Origin of the sequence: Sandarakinorhabdus sp. (genome assembly GCF_031422795.1) — a bacterium.
Taxonomy (GTDB): domain Bacteria; phylum Pseudomonadota; class Alphaproteobacteria; order Sphingomonadales; family Sphingomonadaceae; genus Sandarakinorhabdus.
This window is the reverse complement of the sequence record NZ_JANPML010000061.1, coordinates 1-13,288: the sequence shown is the minus strand read 5'-3', so window position 1 is coordinate 13,288 and position 13,288 is coordinate 1. Positions and strand designations below refer to the sequence as shown.

15 protein-coding genes are annotated in these 13,288 nt (G+C 63.9%); 7 read left to right on the top strand and 8 right to left on the bottom strand.

The annotated features are described in order from the left end of the window. Positions 1–749: alpha/beta hydrolase (locus tag RMO81_RS02555; RefSeq protein WP_310474160.1), on the bottom strand; the 749-nt coding region annotated here is incomplete at its 3' end. A gap of 96 nt (positions 750–845) precedes the next feature. Here RMO81_RS02555 and RMO81_RS02550 point away from each other — a divergent pair. Beyond that, complete coding sequence (locus RMO81_RS02550) at positions 846–1,109, top strand: GlsB/YeaQ/YmgE family stress response membrane protein (protein ID WP_310474159.1); 264 nt, start codon at positions 846–848, stop codon at positions 1,107–1,109. Here the strand turns inward: RMO81_RS02550 and phhA are convergent. Then, complete coding sequence (phhA, locus tag RMO81_RS02545) at positions 1,106–1,954, bottom strand: phenylalanine 4-monooxygenase (protein ID WP_310474158.1); 849 nt, start codon at positions 1,952–1,954, stop codon at positions 1,106–1,108. The genes RMO81_RS02550 and phhA overlap by 4 nt on opposite strands. A gap of 92 nt (positions 1,955–2,046) precedes the next feature. Here phhA and RMO81_RS02540 point away from each other — a divergent pair, with 92 nt between their 5' ends. Then, entirely contained in the window at positions 2,047–3,552 is a 1,506-nt protein-coding gene (locus tag RMO81_RS02540) for an acetyl-CoA acetyltransferase (protein WP_310474157.1), read from the top strand. A gap of 3 nt (positions 3,553–3,555) precedes the next feature. On the opposite strand, the gene RMO81_RS02535 is transcribed toward RMO81_RS02540, so the two are convergent. Genes RMO81_RS02535 through RMO81_RS02525 form a run of 3 tightly spaced genes read right to left on the bottom strand, consistent with a single transcriptional unit; the run spans position 3,556 to position 6,448 of the window. Further along, a complete protein-coding gene (locus tag RMO81_RS02535) occupies positions 3,556–4,929 on the bottom strand; it encodes an amidohydrolase family protein (protein WP_310474155.1) in 1,374 nt (457 codons plus the stop codon). A gap of 48 nt (positions 4,930–4,977) precedes the next feature. Continuing rightward, on the bottom strand, positions 4,978–5,802 hold the full coding sequence (locus tag RMO81_RS02530) for an RNA methyltransferase (RefSeq protein ID WP_310474154.1): 825 nt from the start codon (positions 5,800–5,802) through the stop codon (positions 4,978–4,980). Between the two features lie 25 nt (positions 5,803–5,827). Further along, positions 5,828–6,448, bottom strand: coding sequence for a DNA-3-methyladenine glycosylase 2 family protein (locus tag RMO81_RS02525; protein WP_310474153.1), 621 nt, complete (start codon positions 6,446–6,448; stop codon positions 5,828–5,830). Positions 6,449–6,554: 106 nt separating this feature from the next. On the opposite strand from RMO81_RS02525, the gene RMO81_RS02520 reads away from it, so the two are divergent. Beyond that, entirely contained in the window at positions 6,555–7,682 is a 1,128-nt protein-coding gene (locus RMO81_RS02520) for a histidine kinase (RefSeq protein WP_310474152.1), read from the top strand. Positions 7,683–7,685: 3 nt separating this feature from the next. Continuing rightward, complete coding sequence (locus tag RMO81_RS02515; protein WP_310474151.1) at positions 7,686–8,477, top strand: LytTR family DNA-binding domain-containing protein; 792 nt, start codon at positions 7,686–7,688, stop codon at positions 8,475–8,477. Here RMO81_RS02515 and RMO81_RS02510 read toward each other — a convergent pair. Then, positions 8,474–9,616 carry an alpha/beta hydrolase gene (locus RMO81_RS02510; RefSeq protein WP_310474150.1) on the bottom strand — a complete coding sequence of 381 codons (1,143 nt, stop codon included), beginning with the start codon at positions 9,614–9,616 and terminating at the stop codon, positions 8,474–8,476. The two genes, RMO81_RS02515 and RMO81_RS02510, sit on opposite strands and share 4 nt — an antisense overlap. Further along, positions 9,613–10,131, bottom strand: a complete 519-nt coding sequence (locus RMO81_RS02505) for a VOC family protein (RefSeq protein ID WP_310474149.1) — start codon at positions 10,129–10,131, stop codon at positions 9,613–9,615. Before RMO81_RS02505 ends, RMO81_RS02510 begins: the two co-directional genes overlap by 4 nt. Positions 10,132–10,305: 174 nt before the next feature. Between RMO81_RS02505 and RMO81_RS02500 the strand changes: the two genes are divergently transcribed. From RMO81_RS02500 to RMO81_RS02490, 3 genes are all read left to right on the top strand, one after another. Beyond that, entirely contained in the window at positions 10,306–10,923 is a 618-nt protein-coding gene (locus RMO81_RS02500) for a LuxR C-terminal-related transcriptional regulator (RefSeq protein WP_310474148.1), read from the top strand. Positions 10,924–11,107: 184 nt separating this feature from the next. After that, positions 11,108–11,884 carry a bacteriorhodopsin-like gene (locus tag RMO81_RS02495; RefSeq protein ID WP_310474147.1) on the top strand — a complete coding sequence of 259 codons (777 nt, stop codon included), beginning with the start codon at positions 11,108–11,110 and terminating at the stop codon, positions 11,882–11,884. Positions 11,885–11,963: 79 nt separating this feature from the next. Then, positions 11,964–12,893 carry a Brp/Blh family beta-carotene 15,15'-dioxygenase gene (locus RMO81_RS02490; protein ID WP_310474146.1) on the top strand — a complete coding sequence of 310 codons (930 nt, stop codon included), beginning with the start codon at positions 11,964–11,966 and terminating at the stop codon, positions 12,891–12,893. On the opposite strand, the gene ubiG is transcribed toward RMO81_RS02490, so the two are convergent. Continuing rightward, positions 12,863–13,288: bifunctional 2-polyprenyl-6-hydroxyphenol methylase/3-demethylubiquinol 3-O-methyltransferase UbiG (ubiG, locus tag RMO81_RS02485; protein WP_310474145.1), on the bottom strand; the 426-nt coding region annotated here is incomplete at its 5' end. The two genes, RMO81_RS02490 and ubiG, sit on opposite strands and share 31 nt — an antisense overlap.

Below are 13,288 nucleotides of genomic sequence, written 5' to 3'. Positions count from 1 at the left end.
GCCCAGCTTTTTTCGCCATACATCAACAGCGTCGGGCAGGTGATGCGGCTCCACAATTCGGCGACCAGTGCCGGATTGGTGTCGTGCGCCCACGGCAAGTGCAGATAATTGTCGAACTTCCAGCTGTAGCTGCCGTCCTCGTTGCGGTGGGTACCGTGGATGGTGAGGTGGCGGGCCTGTTCCTCTGAGAGGAAGCTGTTTTCCTGATGCATGCGCGCGAATGCATCTTCCAGCGTGGCATAGCGTTTGGGCTGCCGGGCGGCGGCGGCGCGTTTGGCGTCGATCCATTCGCGTTCACGCGTGGCAAAATCGCTTTTCCGCCGTTCGGCCAGCATCTTGGGCGACGGGCCGAGGCCTTCGATGGCCACCAGCTTCTTCACATTTTCCGGATAGAGGCCAGTGTAGCGCAACGCGATATTGCCGCCCATCGAATGGGCCACGATGGTGACCGGCGCGAGTTTCAGCTGATGCACCAGCTGCGCCAGATCATAAACATGGGCGTGGGTGTTGTAATCGCCGTCACCCGACCACGCAGAATCGCCATGGCCGCGCCAATCGGGCGCAATGATGTGCCAATCGCGCTGCAGTTCGCGCGCCGTCCAATCCCAGCTGCGGGCATGGTCACGGCCGCCGTGCAGCAGCAGCAACGGCGGCGCATCCGGGTTGCCCCAATCGCAATAATGCAGCCGCATGCGCTGCGAAATGAAGCTGTGGGAGGTGGGCCCCGATTGCATCTGCGTGTCGATCATGGCCGCTCCATGCCATGATGGCTGGCGGCAGGCCAGTGTTTGAGGCAGAATGCAAACGCGGACCTTCGGCGGCCCGCCCTCTTCAGGAGACGTATCATGGGCTGGATCATCGCATTGATCGTTGGCGGTTTCGCTGGCTTCCTCGCCAGCCGGGTGATGAACCGCGACAGCGACATGGGCGTGTTTCTCAACATCGTCGTTGGCTGCGTCGGCTCGGTGATCGGCAACGCCATCCTCAACCAGGTCGGCATTGCCGGCTCCGTGCAGAATTTCTCCATCACGGGCTTGCTGGTGGCGTTCGTTGGCGCCAGCGTGTTGCTGGGCGTGGTCAACGTGGTGAAGCGCGGGAAGCTGCGCTAAATTGCGGCGCTGGCCGCAACAAAGTGGCTTTGGTCGCCGCGGGTGAACACATCATCGTCGGCCAGGATGGCGGCGATCGGGATGTCTTGGGCCCCGGCCAAACGCTGATACAGCGGGCCGAAATCGGTTTCCAACGTCACCTTCAGCAGCTGATCGAAACTGTCGATGACGAAATAATTCTGCTGGAAATCGTCGATCCGATACGGCGTTTTCAGCACGCGTTCCAGGGTCCAGCCGATGCGATTGGGGCTGGCGCTGTCCAGCGCAAACAGCGTCTCGCCGTGGCTGGAAACGATGCCGGCACCATAGATGGCCAGGCCGTCTGCTGAACGCATCAGGCCGAATTCCACTGTATACCAATAAAGCCGCGACAGCCGGTCGATGGCATTGAATTCCAGCGCGCGCAGGCCGCCGCGGCCATAGGCCTGCATGTAATCGGCAAAGGCCGGATGGGCGAGCAGCGGGACATGGCCGAACACGTCGTGGAACACATCCGGTTCCTGGAGATAGTCCAGCTGATCCGGCTTGCGGATGAAATTGCCGGCCGGAAAACGCCGATTGGCAAGATGTTCGAAAAACACCGCATCAGGCACCAGGCCGGGCACCGCCACCACCTGCCAGCCGGTCAGCGCAATCAGCTCGTCGTTCAAGCGCGCGAAATCCGGGACACCGGGCCGAGTCAGATCCAGCCGCTTCAAACCATCCAGAAACTCTGGCGCGACCCGGCCGGGCAGCAGCCGAGTCTGGCGGTCGAACAGATGATCCCACACGCGGTGATCGGTGGCGGTGAAATGGTCCCAATCCTGCGGGATGGTCCAGTCTGGGGCGGGGGCAGCGTTTATCACCCAGCGATTGTAGCAGGGGGCAGCGACGCCTGCGAGTGCTTCCCGGCAGCAGCGGCAGCCTGTATCACCAATGAAAATAATGCGGGGAACCAATGATGTCGCTGCCAGCAGAACGCACACCGGTGATCATCGGCGTTGGCGAATTTCTCGATCGGCCTACCGATCCGGCCCTGGCGCTGGAACCGCTGGCGCTGATGGAGGCCGCAGTGCGGGCCGCCGATGCCGATGCTGGCGGGGGCTTCCTGGAGCGCATCGACAGCCTTGATGTGATCAACCTGGTCAGCTGGCGCTATGACAGGGTCGCGGCCCGGCTGGCCGAGCGGCTGGGTATCGTGCCGCCGCGCGCCGTTTATGCCATCGTTGGCGGCGAAACCCCGACGACCAAGATCCACGAAGCGGCGCTGCGGATCATGAACGGCAACAGCGTGGTGGCCGTGATCACCGGCGGCGAAGCGCAGAACGCAGTGTCCAAGGCCAAGGCTGCCGGCATCACCCTGCCGTGGACGCCGCCATCGAAAACGCCCGAAAATCCGATCATCCCGTCGGATCATGTGACGCCGCTGGGCATGCAGCACGGCATTTTCCAGCCGATCCACATCTATCCACTGTATGAAAATGCCACGGTCGCCGCATGGGGGCTCACTCCGCGCGAAGCGCTGGCGGAAAGCGGTGCGGCCTATGAACGGATCAGCGCCGTTGCGGCGGCCAATCCCAACGCCTGGGGCCGCAAGGCGTTTTCGGCTGACGAGATCACGCAGGTATCCGACGACAATCGCATGATCTGCTGGCCCTATACCAAGCGCATGGTGGCCAATAACAACGTCAACGCCGCCGCCGCCGTGCTGATGACGACGCTGGCCGCCGCCCGCGCTGCCGGCATCCCGGAAGACCGCATCATCCACGTCCACGGCGGCGCGTCGGCGGGTGAGCACATGGATTTTCTCAAGCGCGATCAATATGTGCACAGCTGCGCGCAGGATGCCGTGCTGGGCCAGGCGATGCGGATTGCACCCAATGGCTTTGACCGGGTGGAACTGTACAGCTGCTTCCCGACCGTGCCCAAGATGGCGCGGCGTACGCTGGGGCTGGGGCCGGATGTGCCGCTGTCGGTGATGGGCGGGCTGTCGTTCGCTGGCGCCGGGCTGAATTGCTACATGCTGCACAGCACCTGCGCGATGGTGCGATCCTTGCGCGACAAGCCGGCCGATCAGGCGCTACTTTATGGCCAGGGCGGATATGTGACCAAGCATCACGCGCTGGTGATCGGCAGCCGCCCGGCCGAACCGGCCTGGCTGATGCTGAACCGCGATGTGCAGGATGCAGCCGAAGATGCGCGCGGCGATGTTCCGCCCTATGATGGCGGCTACGCAGGCCCGGCCACGGTCGAAACCTTCAGCATCGTCTTTGGTCGCGACGGCGGGCCGAGCAATGGCAGCGTTGTCGGCCGCACACCCGAGGGCGTGCGCGTGTTCGGCAAGATCGACATCGGCGATCCAGACGCGCTGGCCACCTTGCTCAACCTGGATGCCCACCCCATCGGCCTGCCCGGCGTGGTGAGCGTGGGTGACGACAACTTGCAACGCTGGCGTTTTGCCTGAACCTCAGCGCGGTGCCAGCGCCGCCTCGTTGACCACGCCGCCCTGTTTGTAGAGCGTGCCGCCCTTCATGATGTGGGTGGGGTTCTGCAGCAGCGCAATCGTCCGCAGCACGTCGCCGCGCACGGCGATGATGTCGGCATATTTGCCCGCCGCGATGGTGCCGCTGTCGCGCTCCACCCCCATGAACTTGGCCGGCCAGTAGGTTGCGGCCTGAATCGCCTCCATCGCCGGCACACCCAGGCCGTTCACCCACACATCCAGTTCGTTCCAGGTCGTCTGGCAGTGAAAGGCGGTGGGGATGCCGCTGTCGGTGCCGATCAGCAGGATGGCGCCGGCCTTGCGCAGTTGCGCGAATTTGGTGTCCAGCGTGGGTTTGCGGCGCGGCGTGAGTTGGTTGTATTCCAGCGCCGCCACATCCTTCAGCGAGGCCTTGATATCGGCCACCGTGTCCGGCTTCAGGCCACGCGCCCAGCAGGCATCGTCCAACTTTTCGGGGTTGGCCAGCAGATTGCCATGGTTGAACAGGCCGCTGATCGTTGGCGTCCAATACAACGGGTTGCCGCGCACCCGGCCTTCGGCGGCGCGGGCTTCCAGCGCCACCATGATATCATCGGGATAGCGCGGTGCAGCGCCCAGTCCGGTGTGTTCGAAATTGTCGATGCCGGTTTTCAGGCCGATGCGGATTTCATCGGGCAGATGGCTGTGGCCCACCACTTTCAGGCCCAATTTATGCGCTTCTTCAACGATGGCGCGGGTGGTGGCTTCGCCCACTTCATCCTGATCTACCAGCTTGATGATGTCGACACCGGCGGCTTTCAGCTTGCGCACCTTGGCGCGGGCATCTTCCGGGCTGTCCACACCCCAACGGAACGCCTCGGTGCCCGGATAGGCCTTTTTCTGCAGGAACGGCCCCGACACATAGAGCCGCGGGCCCGGCTTGCGGCCGGCCTTCACGTCTTCGCGGATGGCGATGCTTTCCGCCAATGGCCCGCCCAGATCGCGGGCGCTGGTCACCCCGGCCAGCAGCAATTGCACCGCGCTGGCCGGCATGATTTCAGGGCCGAAGCGCGTCAGATACGCCTTGTCCCAATGGGTGTAATCGGCGTGGCCGTTGATCATCAGATGCACGTGCATGTCCCACAGGCCGGGCAGCACATCCATGCCTTCGGTGGAAACCACGGTGGCACCGGCGGGCACCGGCAGCGTGGCGACCGTGCCGATGGCGGTGATGCGATCGCCATCCACCAGGATCACGCTGTTGGCCAAGGGCGGCCCGCCCTGGCCGTCGATGAGCCGCCCGCCAACCAGGGCGGTGAGGGCCGCCGCCGGGGCAGCAGCAAGACAGGCGAGCAACAGGGCAACAAGGCGGCGCTTCATGGCGGTCTCCTGAACGGGCTGCCAGCCTGAGCGACGCCCGCCGCGCCGTCAACTGTCGGTGGCGTCACCCAGCTGGTCAAGCGCATGATACAGCAGCACGCCGGCACACACCGCCACGTTCAGGCTGTCGGCAGCGCCCAGCATCGGCAGTTTCACCACCGCGTCGCATTGCGCGGTGTAATCCGCCGGCAGCCCGGCCTGTTCGTTGCCCATCAGCAGGAAGCAGGGCGCGTGATAGGCCGCCGCGCGATAATCCACCGCCTGATCGGTGAGCGCGGCGCCGACCAGATGGGCCGGTCCCTGCCGCAGCCACGCAAAAAACGCCGGCCCCGTCGCCTTTGCGACCTGGCGGCTGAACAGCGCCCCCATGCTGGCGCGCACGGCCTCCACGCTGAACGGGTCGCACGACTGGTCGAGCAGGATGACGCCGCCCGCACCCGTGGCATCGCAGGTGCGCAGCATGGTGCCGAAATTGCCGGGGTCCTTCAGATTTTCCGCCACCAGCCACAGCTTGGCCTTGCTGCGGTCAAGGCGGTCGAGCCCGATATCGGGGATCGGATAGGCTGCCGCCACGCCCTGCGCATTGTCCTTGCCGGTAAGGCGCTGCATCAGATCGGGCGTGGTGCGCAGGATGGTGCCGCGCAAATCCCATGTCGCTTCGATGAGCGCCTGAGTCAGCGGGTGGCGTTCGGCCTCAGGGGTGAACAACAGGGTTTCGGGCACCTGCCCGGCGCTGAGCGCCTCGGTGCACACGCGCAGCCCTTCCGCCAGGAACTGCCCCGCTTCCCGCCGCCCGCGCTTGTCGGACAAGGCCTTGAGCGCCTTCAGGACCGGATTGGACGGCGAGGAAATATCAGTGATGCGCGGCTGCATTTGTGCGCCGTATCACAGGGCCCAACTACAGGGCGACAATATTGTAGTTGTGCCAGAGCAGGATGGAGAGCGCGCCGCGGTGTGGGCGCATCGGTTCGACCAGTGCCCGCGCCCGTTTCTCGGTCGGCCGCGATTCCTCGCCCAGCATCCTGCCCAGCTGGATCTGCAGGGCCAGATCGCCGGCCGGGAAAATGTCGGGCCGGCCTTCGGCGAACAGCAGATAAATCTCGGCCGACCAGCGCCCGATGCCCTTCACCGACGATAGCAAAGTGATCGCCTCCTCGTCGGCTTCGGGCAGCGCGCCGAAATCAATCTGGCCGCTCGCCACGGCTTCGGCCAGCGCATGCACATAACTGGCCTTCTGCCCGGACATGCCGGCGGCGCGCAGTGCTTCGAATGGCGTGGCCGCCACGCGCGCCAGATCATCCATGTCGCCGCCGCACGCGGCTTCCAGCTTGTTCCAGATGCTGGCGGCGGCCTTGGTGGAAACCTGCTGGCCAACGATCGCCCGCATCATGGTGCCGGGCCCGCGCGGGCGCAGCCGGGGTTCGGGCCAGCCGTGGCTGGCCAGCGCCGCTGCAATCGGCGGGTGATCGGCAGCCAGCGCAGACAGGCAGCTTTGGAGTTGTTCTGCAGAAAGTCCCATGCGCGCCAGCCTAGCGGCAGCACCGGCGGCTGACCAGCCGGCGCGAAGGAGATGTCCGAAAACCGCCGATTTGGCCTTTTCAATCCAAACCGCTATGGTGACTCCGATGGTAGATCCCCTCGTCCGCCAGGGCTTTTTCCGCGACAAGAACCGTGCCTTCTGGATGTTGCAGGGCGGCGGCTGGTTTGCCTATCTGATGCTGCGCGCCCTGTCGGGCCTCGCCAACTCGATGGGCCTCAATTTTGTGGTGCCGGCGATCATCGTCACCGCCACCGGCTTTTCGATCACGCTGCTGCTGGCTGCGGCCTATCGCCGGCTGATCGCGATGAAGCCGCTGTGGACCTGGGCCATCACCGCCATCTTGCTGATGTCGGCCTCGGCGCTGTTCTCGGTGCTGGAAGTGTGGGCGCACGCCACCTTTTATCAGCCTGGCTGGCAGCCGCAGGGTGTGCAGTTCTTCGGCGCCATCCTGCTCGATTTTGCCGTGCTCGGCGCCTGGACCGCGCTGTATTTCGGCATCAACTATTATCTGCTGCTGGCCGAACAGTCCCAACGCATGATCAACATGGCGGCCCAGGCCAGCAGCGCCCAGCTGGAAATGCTGCGCTATCAGCTCAACCCGCATTTCCTGTTCAACACGCTGAACAGCATATCCACGCTGGTGCTGCTGAAACAGACGGATCGCGCCAATGCCATGCTGTCCCGCCTGGCCAGCTTCCTGCGCTACAGCCTGGTCGGCGAACGCGAGGGCCTGGCGACTGTGGCGCAGGAGGCCGAGGCGCTGAAGCTGTATCTGGATATCGAGCGCACCCGGTTCGAAGCCCGCCTGCGCACCCGTTTCGACATCGCACCCGACGTGATGGAGGCGCGCCTGCCCAGCCTGCTGCTGCAACCCATCATCGAAAACGCCATCAAATATGCCGTCACCCCATCGGAAGACGGCGCCGACATTCTGGTGGACGCCCGCCGCATGAGCGATCGGCTGGTCATCACCATCGCCGATACCGGCCCCGGCCTGGGCGGGGTGCCGGCCGAAGCCTCGGGCACCAATGTCGGCATGGCCAATATTCGTGAACGGCTGGCGCAAAGCTATGGCGCCGATCATCGCTTCGAACTGGCCGACAACGAGCCGAACGGCCTTATCGTGCTGATCGATATTCCGTATCAGACCGAAAATGCGCCACAGGCTGTCGCAAACCCGGTTGCAGTGCCGGCCTTGGCTCCCCAAGTGTAATCGATGCCCATTCGCACCATCCTTGTTGACGACGAACCGCTGGCCATCCAGGGCCTCGAACTGCGGTTGCAGCCGTTTGACGATGTCGAGATCATCGAACGCTGCGCCAATGGCCGCGAAGCCATTCGCGCCATCCGCACACTGAAACCCGATCTGGTGTTCCTGGATATCCAGATGCCGGGTTTCGATGGCTTTTCCGTCGTCTCCGGCCTGTCCGATATCGAACCGCCGTTGTTCGTGTTCGTCACCGCCTTCATGCAGCACGCGCTGAAGGCCTTTGAAGCACAGGCGGTGGATTATCTGCTGAAACCCGTGGAAGAAGACCGGTTGGCGGCCACCATCGATCGCATCCGCCAGCGCCTGGCCGAAAAGCAGGGCGCGCAAGGCGCGGAGCGGCTGAAGGAAATCCTGTCCGAAGTCGCGCCCGAAGCCCTGCCCGATGACTTGGCCGATGCGCCACAATCCAGTCGCTTTGAAAAAGTGCTGAACATCAAGGATCGCGGCCAGATCTTCCGCGTGGATGTCGCCGATATCGAACGCATCGATGCCGCCGGCGATTACATGTGCATCTATACCGCCGATCAGACGCTGGTGCTGCGCGAGACGATGAAGGATCTGGAACGCCGGCTCGATCCCAAAACATTCCAGCGCATCCACCGTTCGACCATCGTCAACCTCGACAATATCAAGAGCGTGAAGCCGCACACCAACGGCGAATGTTTCCTGGTGCTGGGCTCCGGCACGCAGGTGAAGGTGTCCCGCTCCTATCGCGACGTGGTGGCGCGCTTCCTTTAAAGGCCCTGCCGCCCCAACCAGTCCGTCACGATGCCCGCCGCCTGCTTCAATTGGTGGGGCTGGAAGGCGTAATAATGCGTCGCGCCGTGTACCAGTTGCAGTTCGCGTGACGGCGCGTTCACCACGCAATCGAACAGCCGCTGCGTGTGGCTGGGGGTGCAGGCATCATCGGCGGTGTTGCCCACCACCAGCACCGGCACGCGGATGCGGTGGCCGACCTTCAGGCTGCAGGCGTTCGATTTCAGGCTCCATTGCGACAGCCATGAGCGCAACGTGGTGAAGCGGCCCAGACCACCCGGGCTGTCGTTGATCAGGCGCGGATCACCCAGATAACAGCGGCCAGGCTGGCGATCATTGGCGTCCACCGCGGGGTCAAGCCAGCACGGCGCCGCCATGGTGCCATGCACGATGAAAGCACGTTCGGCGTGAGGCCCTTCGCGGGTTTTCAGTTCGGCCAAGGTCGCTTCGGCCCACGCCGTGATGCGGTTCGACCGTGCCACCTGCCGGGCGGCATATTGGCCAAGGAAATCAGCCGAATAGGCCGGCTGCGAGCATTCAGGGCTGTAGAGATTCCACTTTGGGTCACGCCGAGGTTCTGCCTCGTCGATGACCGAGGCATCTAGCCACTCGGTCAACGTCTGCGAACGCGAAACGTGCGCCGCCAGCAGCATGATGCCATCGACTTGTGGCAGCTTGGCATCGGCCAGCGCGAAGGGTTCGCCGGCCGGCGTGTGCGTCACCTGCGGGTCGCTGGCTTCGGCCTGATAGAACAGCGCCAGGCTGCCACCGCCCGACCAGCCGGCCAGCACGACGCGTTTGTACCCCAGCACGTCGCGGCAATGCGCCACCCAGCGGCCCAGATCGACCGCCACCTTTTCCATGATCAGCGCATTGTCGTTGTTGGGATACCGCGACACCGCGGTGAGCACATGGCAGCCAGCTTCGGCCAGCGCACCGGGCAGCGGCAGATAATGCATGATACCCATCGGGTGCATGAACACGACGATGGTATCGGATGGCACCTCGGGCTTCAGGTGGTGGGCCTGGCAAGCCACCACGCCGTCAATGCCGCCATAGGTATCGCGCAGGCCCACTGCCTCCCGAAAGGCGATCAGCAGGGGGATGCGCTGGTAGCTCATGCGGCTTTCCCTTCGGCCGCCTTGCGCGCCGTCCACGCCTTGATGATGGCATGGGCGGTCTTGGCGTCTTCCGCCAAAATCGCATCATGCGCCGGCACCCGCGTGGTGATTTCCAATGGGAGCCCGTTGGGATCGGCAAAATACACCGATTTCACAAAGCCATGATCGATCGGCCCGAAACACGGCACACCCGCCGCGTTCAATTTCGCCGCCCACGCCAGCAATTTTTCCTCATCTTCCGCTTCGAAGGCGACATGGCGATCAAAGCCGTGGACGAGCTTGAAATCGCCCTCCTTCACCGTGCCCGGCGCATCGAAGAAGGCGATGAAATTGCCGTCGCCCATGCGAAAAAACAGATGCACGAACGGATTGGGCACACCCGACCCCGGCTCGCGTTCTTCCTGCACCACGGCTTCCAACGGCAGGCCGAGCACATCTTCATAAAAAGCGCGCGTTTCTTCGGCATCGCGGCAGCGATAGGCGCTGTGATGAATGCCCTTCAGCGGTGTCGTCATGGCCGTTTCTCCCTGCAATGCCCGCAGGCTGGCACAATCGCAGGCTTCCGCCAAGCAGGCGCTGCTGCGGTGGGTGGGTCGGCATGTCCCATTGCCGGGATCCTGCAATACCGGCAGGGAGCGCGCGCGAGGCGCCCTACGCGCAAGGTGCCTACGCCGAAAGGTCCACCTATCATGCCGCGCGACGACGATGATTGCTTGGCCGGGCTACTCCGGTCGATCCGCTTGAGTCCGATTGCAGCCGTAATCAGCGATCCGCGGCAACACGATAATCCGATCATCGCTGCCAACGCGGCTTTTTGCGCCCTCACCGGCTACACCGAAGCCGAAACCATTGCCCGCAATTGCCGGTTTCTCACCGGCCCCGGCACCGATCCGCAGGTCTCCGCGCAAATTCGCATTGCCGTGGCGCAACGGCGGGCGGTCCTGGTGGAAATCCTCAACTACAAACGCGACGGCATGCCGTTTCGCAACGCCCTGATGGTGGCGCCCGTGTTCGATTCCGGCGGCGTATTGACGTATTTCATCGGGTCGCAGGTCGAATTGCGCGGCGAGGAGGCCGTGCCGTCCAGCAATCGGCACCAGCAGGCGATGGAGCAGGTGAAATCGCTGACCCCGCGCCAGCGCCAGGTGTTGCAGCAGATTGCCGCCGGGCACCGCAGCAAGCAGATCGCGGGCAATCTGGCGCTGAGCGAAAAGACCATCAAGATGCACCGGGCCCTGCTGCTGGCCAAGCTGCACACATCCAACATGGCCGACGTCATCCGCATCGCAGTTGAAGCCGGGATGTGACGTCACACGGCCGAAAGGCCGTATGTTATTGGCGGCACACGGCGCGCATATCGGCTGCACAGCGCCATTGCCCGCCAGACCTGGGGTGGGCGCCAGGTGTTGTTGGATATGTGACCAATCGGCATTGCCATATGTTCCTGCACGCGCAGTGAAACCCGGCATTGCCTGCTTGCAGGAGCAATCAATGGAACAGATTACCGTCGGCCAGTTTGGGCTGGTCTATAATGCATTTTCGTTCACTTTTGCCGCGATGGCAGCAGGAACGCTGTTTTTCTGGCTGGGCCGCTCGCAAGTTGGCCCAGCTTACAAGACGGCGATGACCATCACCGGCCTCGTAACGGCAATTGCAGCCTACCATTATTTCCGCATTTTCGAAAGCTGGACCGACGCCTACGACGTCAAGAACGGCGTGATCACGGCCACCGGCTATGCCTTCAACGACGCCTATCGCTACGTCGATTGGTTGCTTACCGTGCCGCTGCTGCTGATCGAACTGGTGCTGGTGATGCGGCTGTCTCAGAAGGAAACCGTGTCCAAGGCGACCAGCCTCGGTTTTGCAGCCGCACTGATGATCATCCTGGGCTATCCTGGCGAAATCGCCACCGACAACAGCACGCGGGCGCTGTGGGGCACGCTGTCGACCATTCCGTTTGCTTATGTGGTGTGGCAGCTGTTCAGCGGCCTCGGCAGCGCCATCGAACGGCAGCCGGAAAGCGCACGCGGTCTGATCAAGCAGGCGCGTCTGCTCACCTTCGCTTCGTGGGGCTTCTACCCGATCGTTTACATGATCCCCTACACCAGCCTGTCCGGCGGCGCGGTCGCAACCGGTATCCAGGTGGGTTACACGATTGCCGACGTTATCGCCAAGGTTGGCGTGGGCATCCTGGTGTACATGATCGCCGTGCGCAAATCGGCGGCTGAATATGGTGAGCAGGGTTTGGCGGCCGTCCCGGCCAAGTAATCCTCGCGCTTCCGAACACCGACCGGTCAGCGGCGCTTTAACCAAGCGCCGCTGACCTTTTTTTCAAAGGGCTTGGGCCATGACCGCCAATGCCGATCGCCATGACAACGGGAACGGGATTTCCCTGCCCACCCTGCTGCCGATCACAGCCGGACTGCTGGCCCTGGCTGCAGCCGGTGCAATTCCCGACACACCGCTGATCACTGCGGCGGTGTCGCTGGTGCTGCTGGTGGCTGGGATGCCGCACGGCGGCTTTGATCTGGCGCTTATCCGGGCGGCCGGCGGCGGCACTGATCAGGGTTCGCGCGCCGGCGTGATCCTGCTCTATCTGGGCTGCGCGGCGGGCACCTATGGGCTGTGGCAGGCGGCGCCGCTGCTGGCGCTCGCCGGCTTTCTGGCGCTGGCGATTGCCCACTTTGCCGAGGATTGGCGCCGCTGCGGATCGGGCTTGCTGGCGGGCGGGCTGGCTGCAGCCATCGTGTCTGCGCCCGCTGTGCTGCACGGCGATGCGCTGCGCGGCCTGTTCGTTGGCCTGGCCGGCGATCCGCGCGCTGCGACGCTGGCCGATGGCCTACTGCTGGCCGCCCCCACAGCGCTGGTGCTGGCCGTTGTTGCCATCGCCGTGCTGATCCAGAACCAACAGCGCAGCCTTGCCCTGGCTGCAGCCTGCTCCGTGGCGGCCATGCTGCTGTTGCCGCCGGTGATCGGCTTTGCCGTGCATTTCTGTCTGGTGCATTCGCCGCTGCAATTTCGCGAGCACGCGCAGCAGCTGGGCATGCGCCAGTTTCGGCGATGGCGCGGTTCGGTGATCCCGCTCAGCCTGGGCGGGCTTGCGATTGCGGGCGGCATCCTGTTGCACAGCAACAGCGCGGCGCTGCTGGACAGTCTTTACGCCAGCAGCTTCATGGCACTGGCAGTGCTGGTGGTGCCGCACATGCTGGTGCCACTGGCCATGGCGCACCTGCCGGCCCGCAGCACTCAGCCCGGTTTGGTTGCGGTAACGAAATAGTTCACCGAAAGGTCGCTGCCGATATGAAAACCCTTGCCCGGTCGCCACGACAAGCCAACGGGTTCGCCCGGGGTCAGGCCGGCGTGACGCAAGGCTTCGGCGAGTTCGGCGGGCGTGAAGAACCGGTTCCAGTCGTGGGCGCCCTTGGGAATGGAGCGAGTGACATACTCCGCCCCGGCGATGACCACGGCCCAACTTGCCGGTGTGCGGTTGGGCGTGGAAAACACCGCCAGCCCGCCGGCCTTCAGCAGGCTGGCAATCGCGGCGAAGAAGGCATCGCGCCCGGCGACATGCTCGATCACTTCGAGGCAGGTGATGAGGTCAAACTGCGCGCCGGTTGCAGCGAGATCTTCCACCGCGATGCACTGATAATCGATGGCCAGCCCGCCGGCCCC

Bases quoted from the DNA above. Each gene is read 5' to 3' on its own strand.
- RMO81_RS02550 (WP_310474159.1), top strand. From the start codon at position 846: ATGGGCTGGATCATCGCATTGATCGTTGGCGGTTTCGCTGGCTTCCTC.
- RMO81_RS02540 (WP_310474157.1), top strand. From the start codon at position 2,047: ATGATGTCGCTGCCAGCAGAACGCACACCGGTGATCATCGGCGTTGGC.
- RMO81_RS02535 (WP_310474155.1), bottom strand. From the start codon at position 4,929: ATGAAGCGCCGCCTTGTTGCCCTGTTGCTCGCCTGTCTTGCTGCTGCC.
- RMO81_RS02530 (WP_310474154.1), bottom strand. From the start codon at position 5,802: ATGCAGCCGCGCATCACTGATATTTCCTCGCCGTCCAATCCGGTCCTG.
- RMO81_RS02525 (WP_310474153.1), bottom strand. From the start codon at position 6,448: ATGGGACTTTCTGCAGAACAACTCCAAAGCTGCCTGTCTGCGCTGGCT.
- RMO81_RS02520 (WP_310474152.1), top strand. From the start codon at position 6,555: ATGGTAGATCCCCTCGTCCGCCAGGGCTTTTTCCGCGACAAGAACCGT.
- RMO81_RS02515 (WP_310474151.1), top strand. From the start codon at position 7,686: ATGCCCATTCGCACCATCCTTGTTGACGACGAACCGCTGGCCATCCAG.
- RMO81_RS02510 (WP_310474150.1), bottom strand. From the start codon at position 9,616: ATGAGCTACCAGCGCATCCCCCTGCTGATCGCCTTTCGGGAGGCAGTG.
- RMO81_RS02505 (WP_310474149.1), bottom strand. From the start codon at position 10,131: ATGACGACACCGCTGAAGGGCATTCATCACAGCGCCTATCGCTGCCGC.
- RMO81_RS02500 (WP_310474148.1), top strand. From the start codon at position 10,306: ATGCCGCGCGACGACGATGATTGCTTGGCCGGGCTACTCCGGTCGATC.
- RMO81_RS02495 (WP_310474147.1), top strand. From the start codon at position 11,108: ATGGAACAGATTACCGTCGGCCAGTTTGGGCTGGTCTATAATGCATTT.
- RMO81_RS02490 (WP_310474146.1), top strand. From the start codon at position 11,964: ATGACCGCCAATGCCGATCGCCATGACAACGGGAACGGGATTTCCCTG.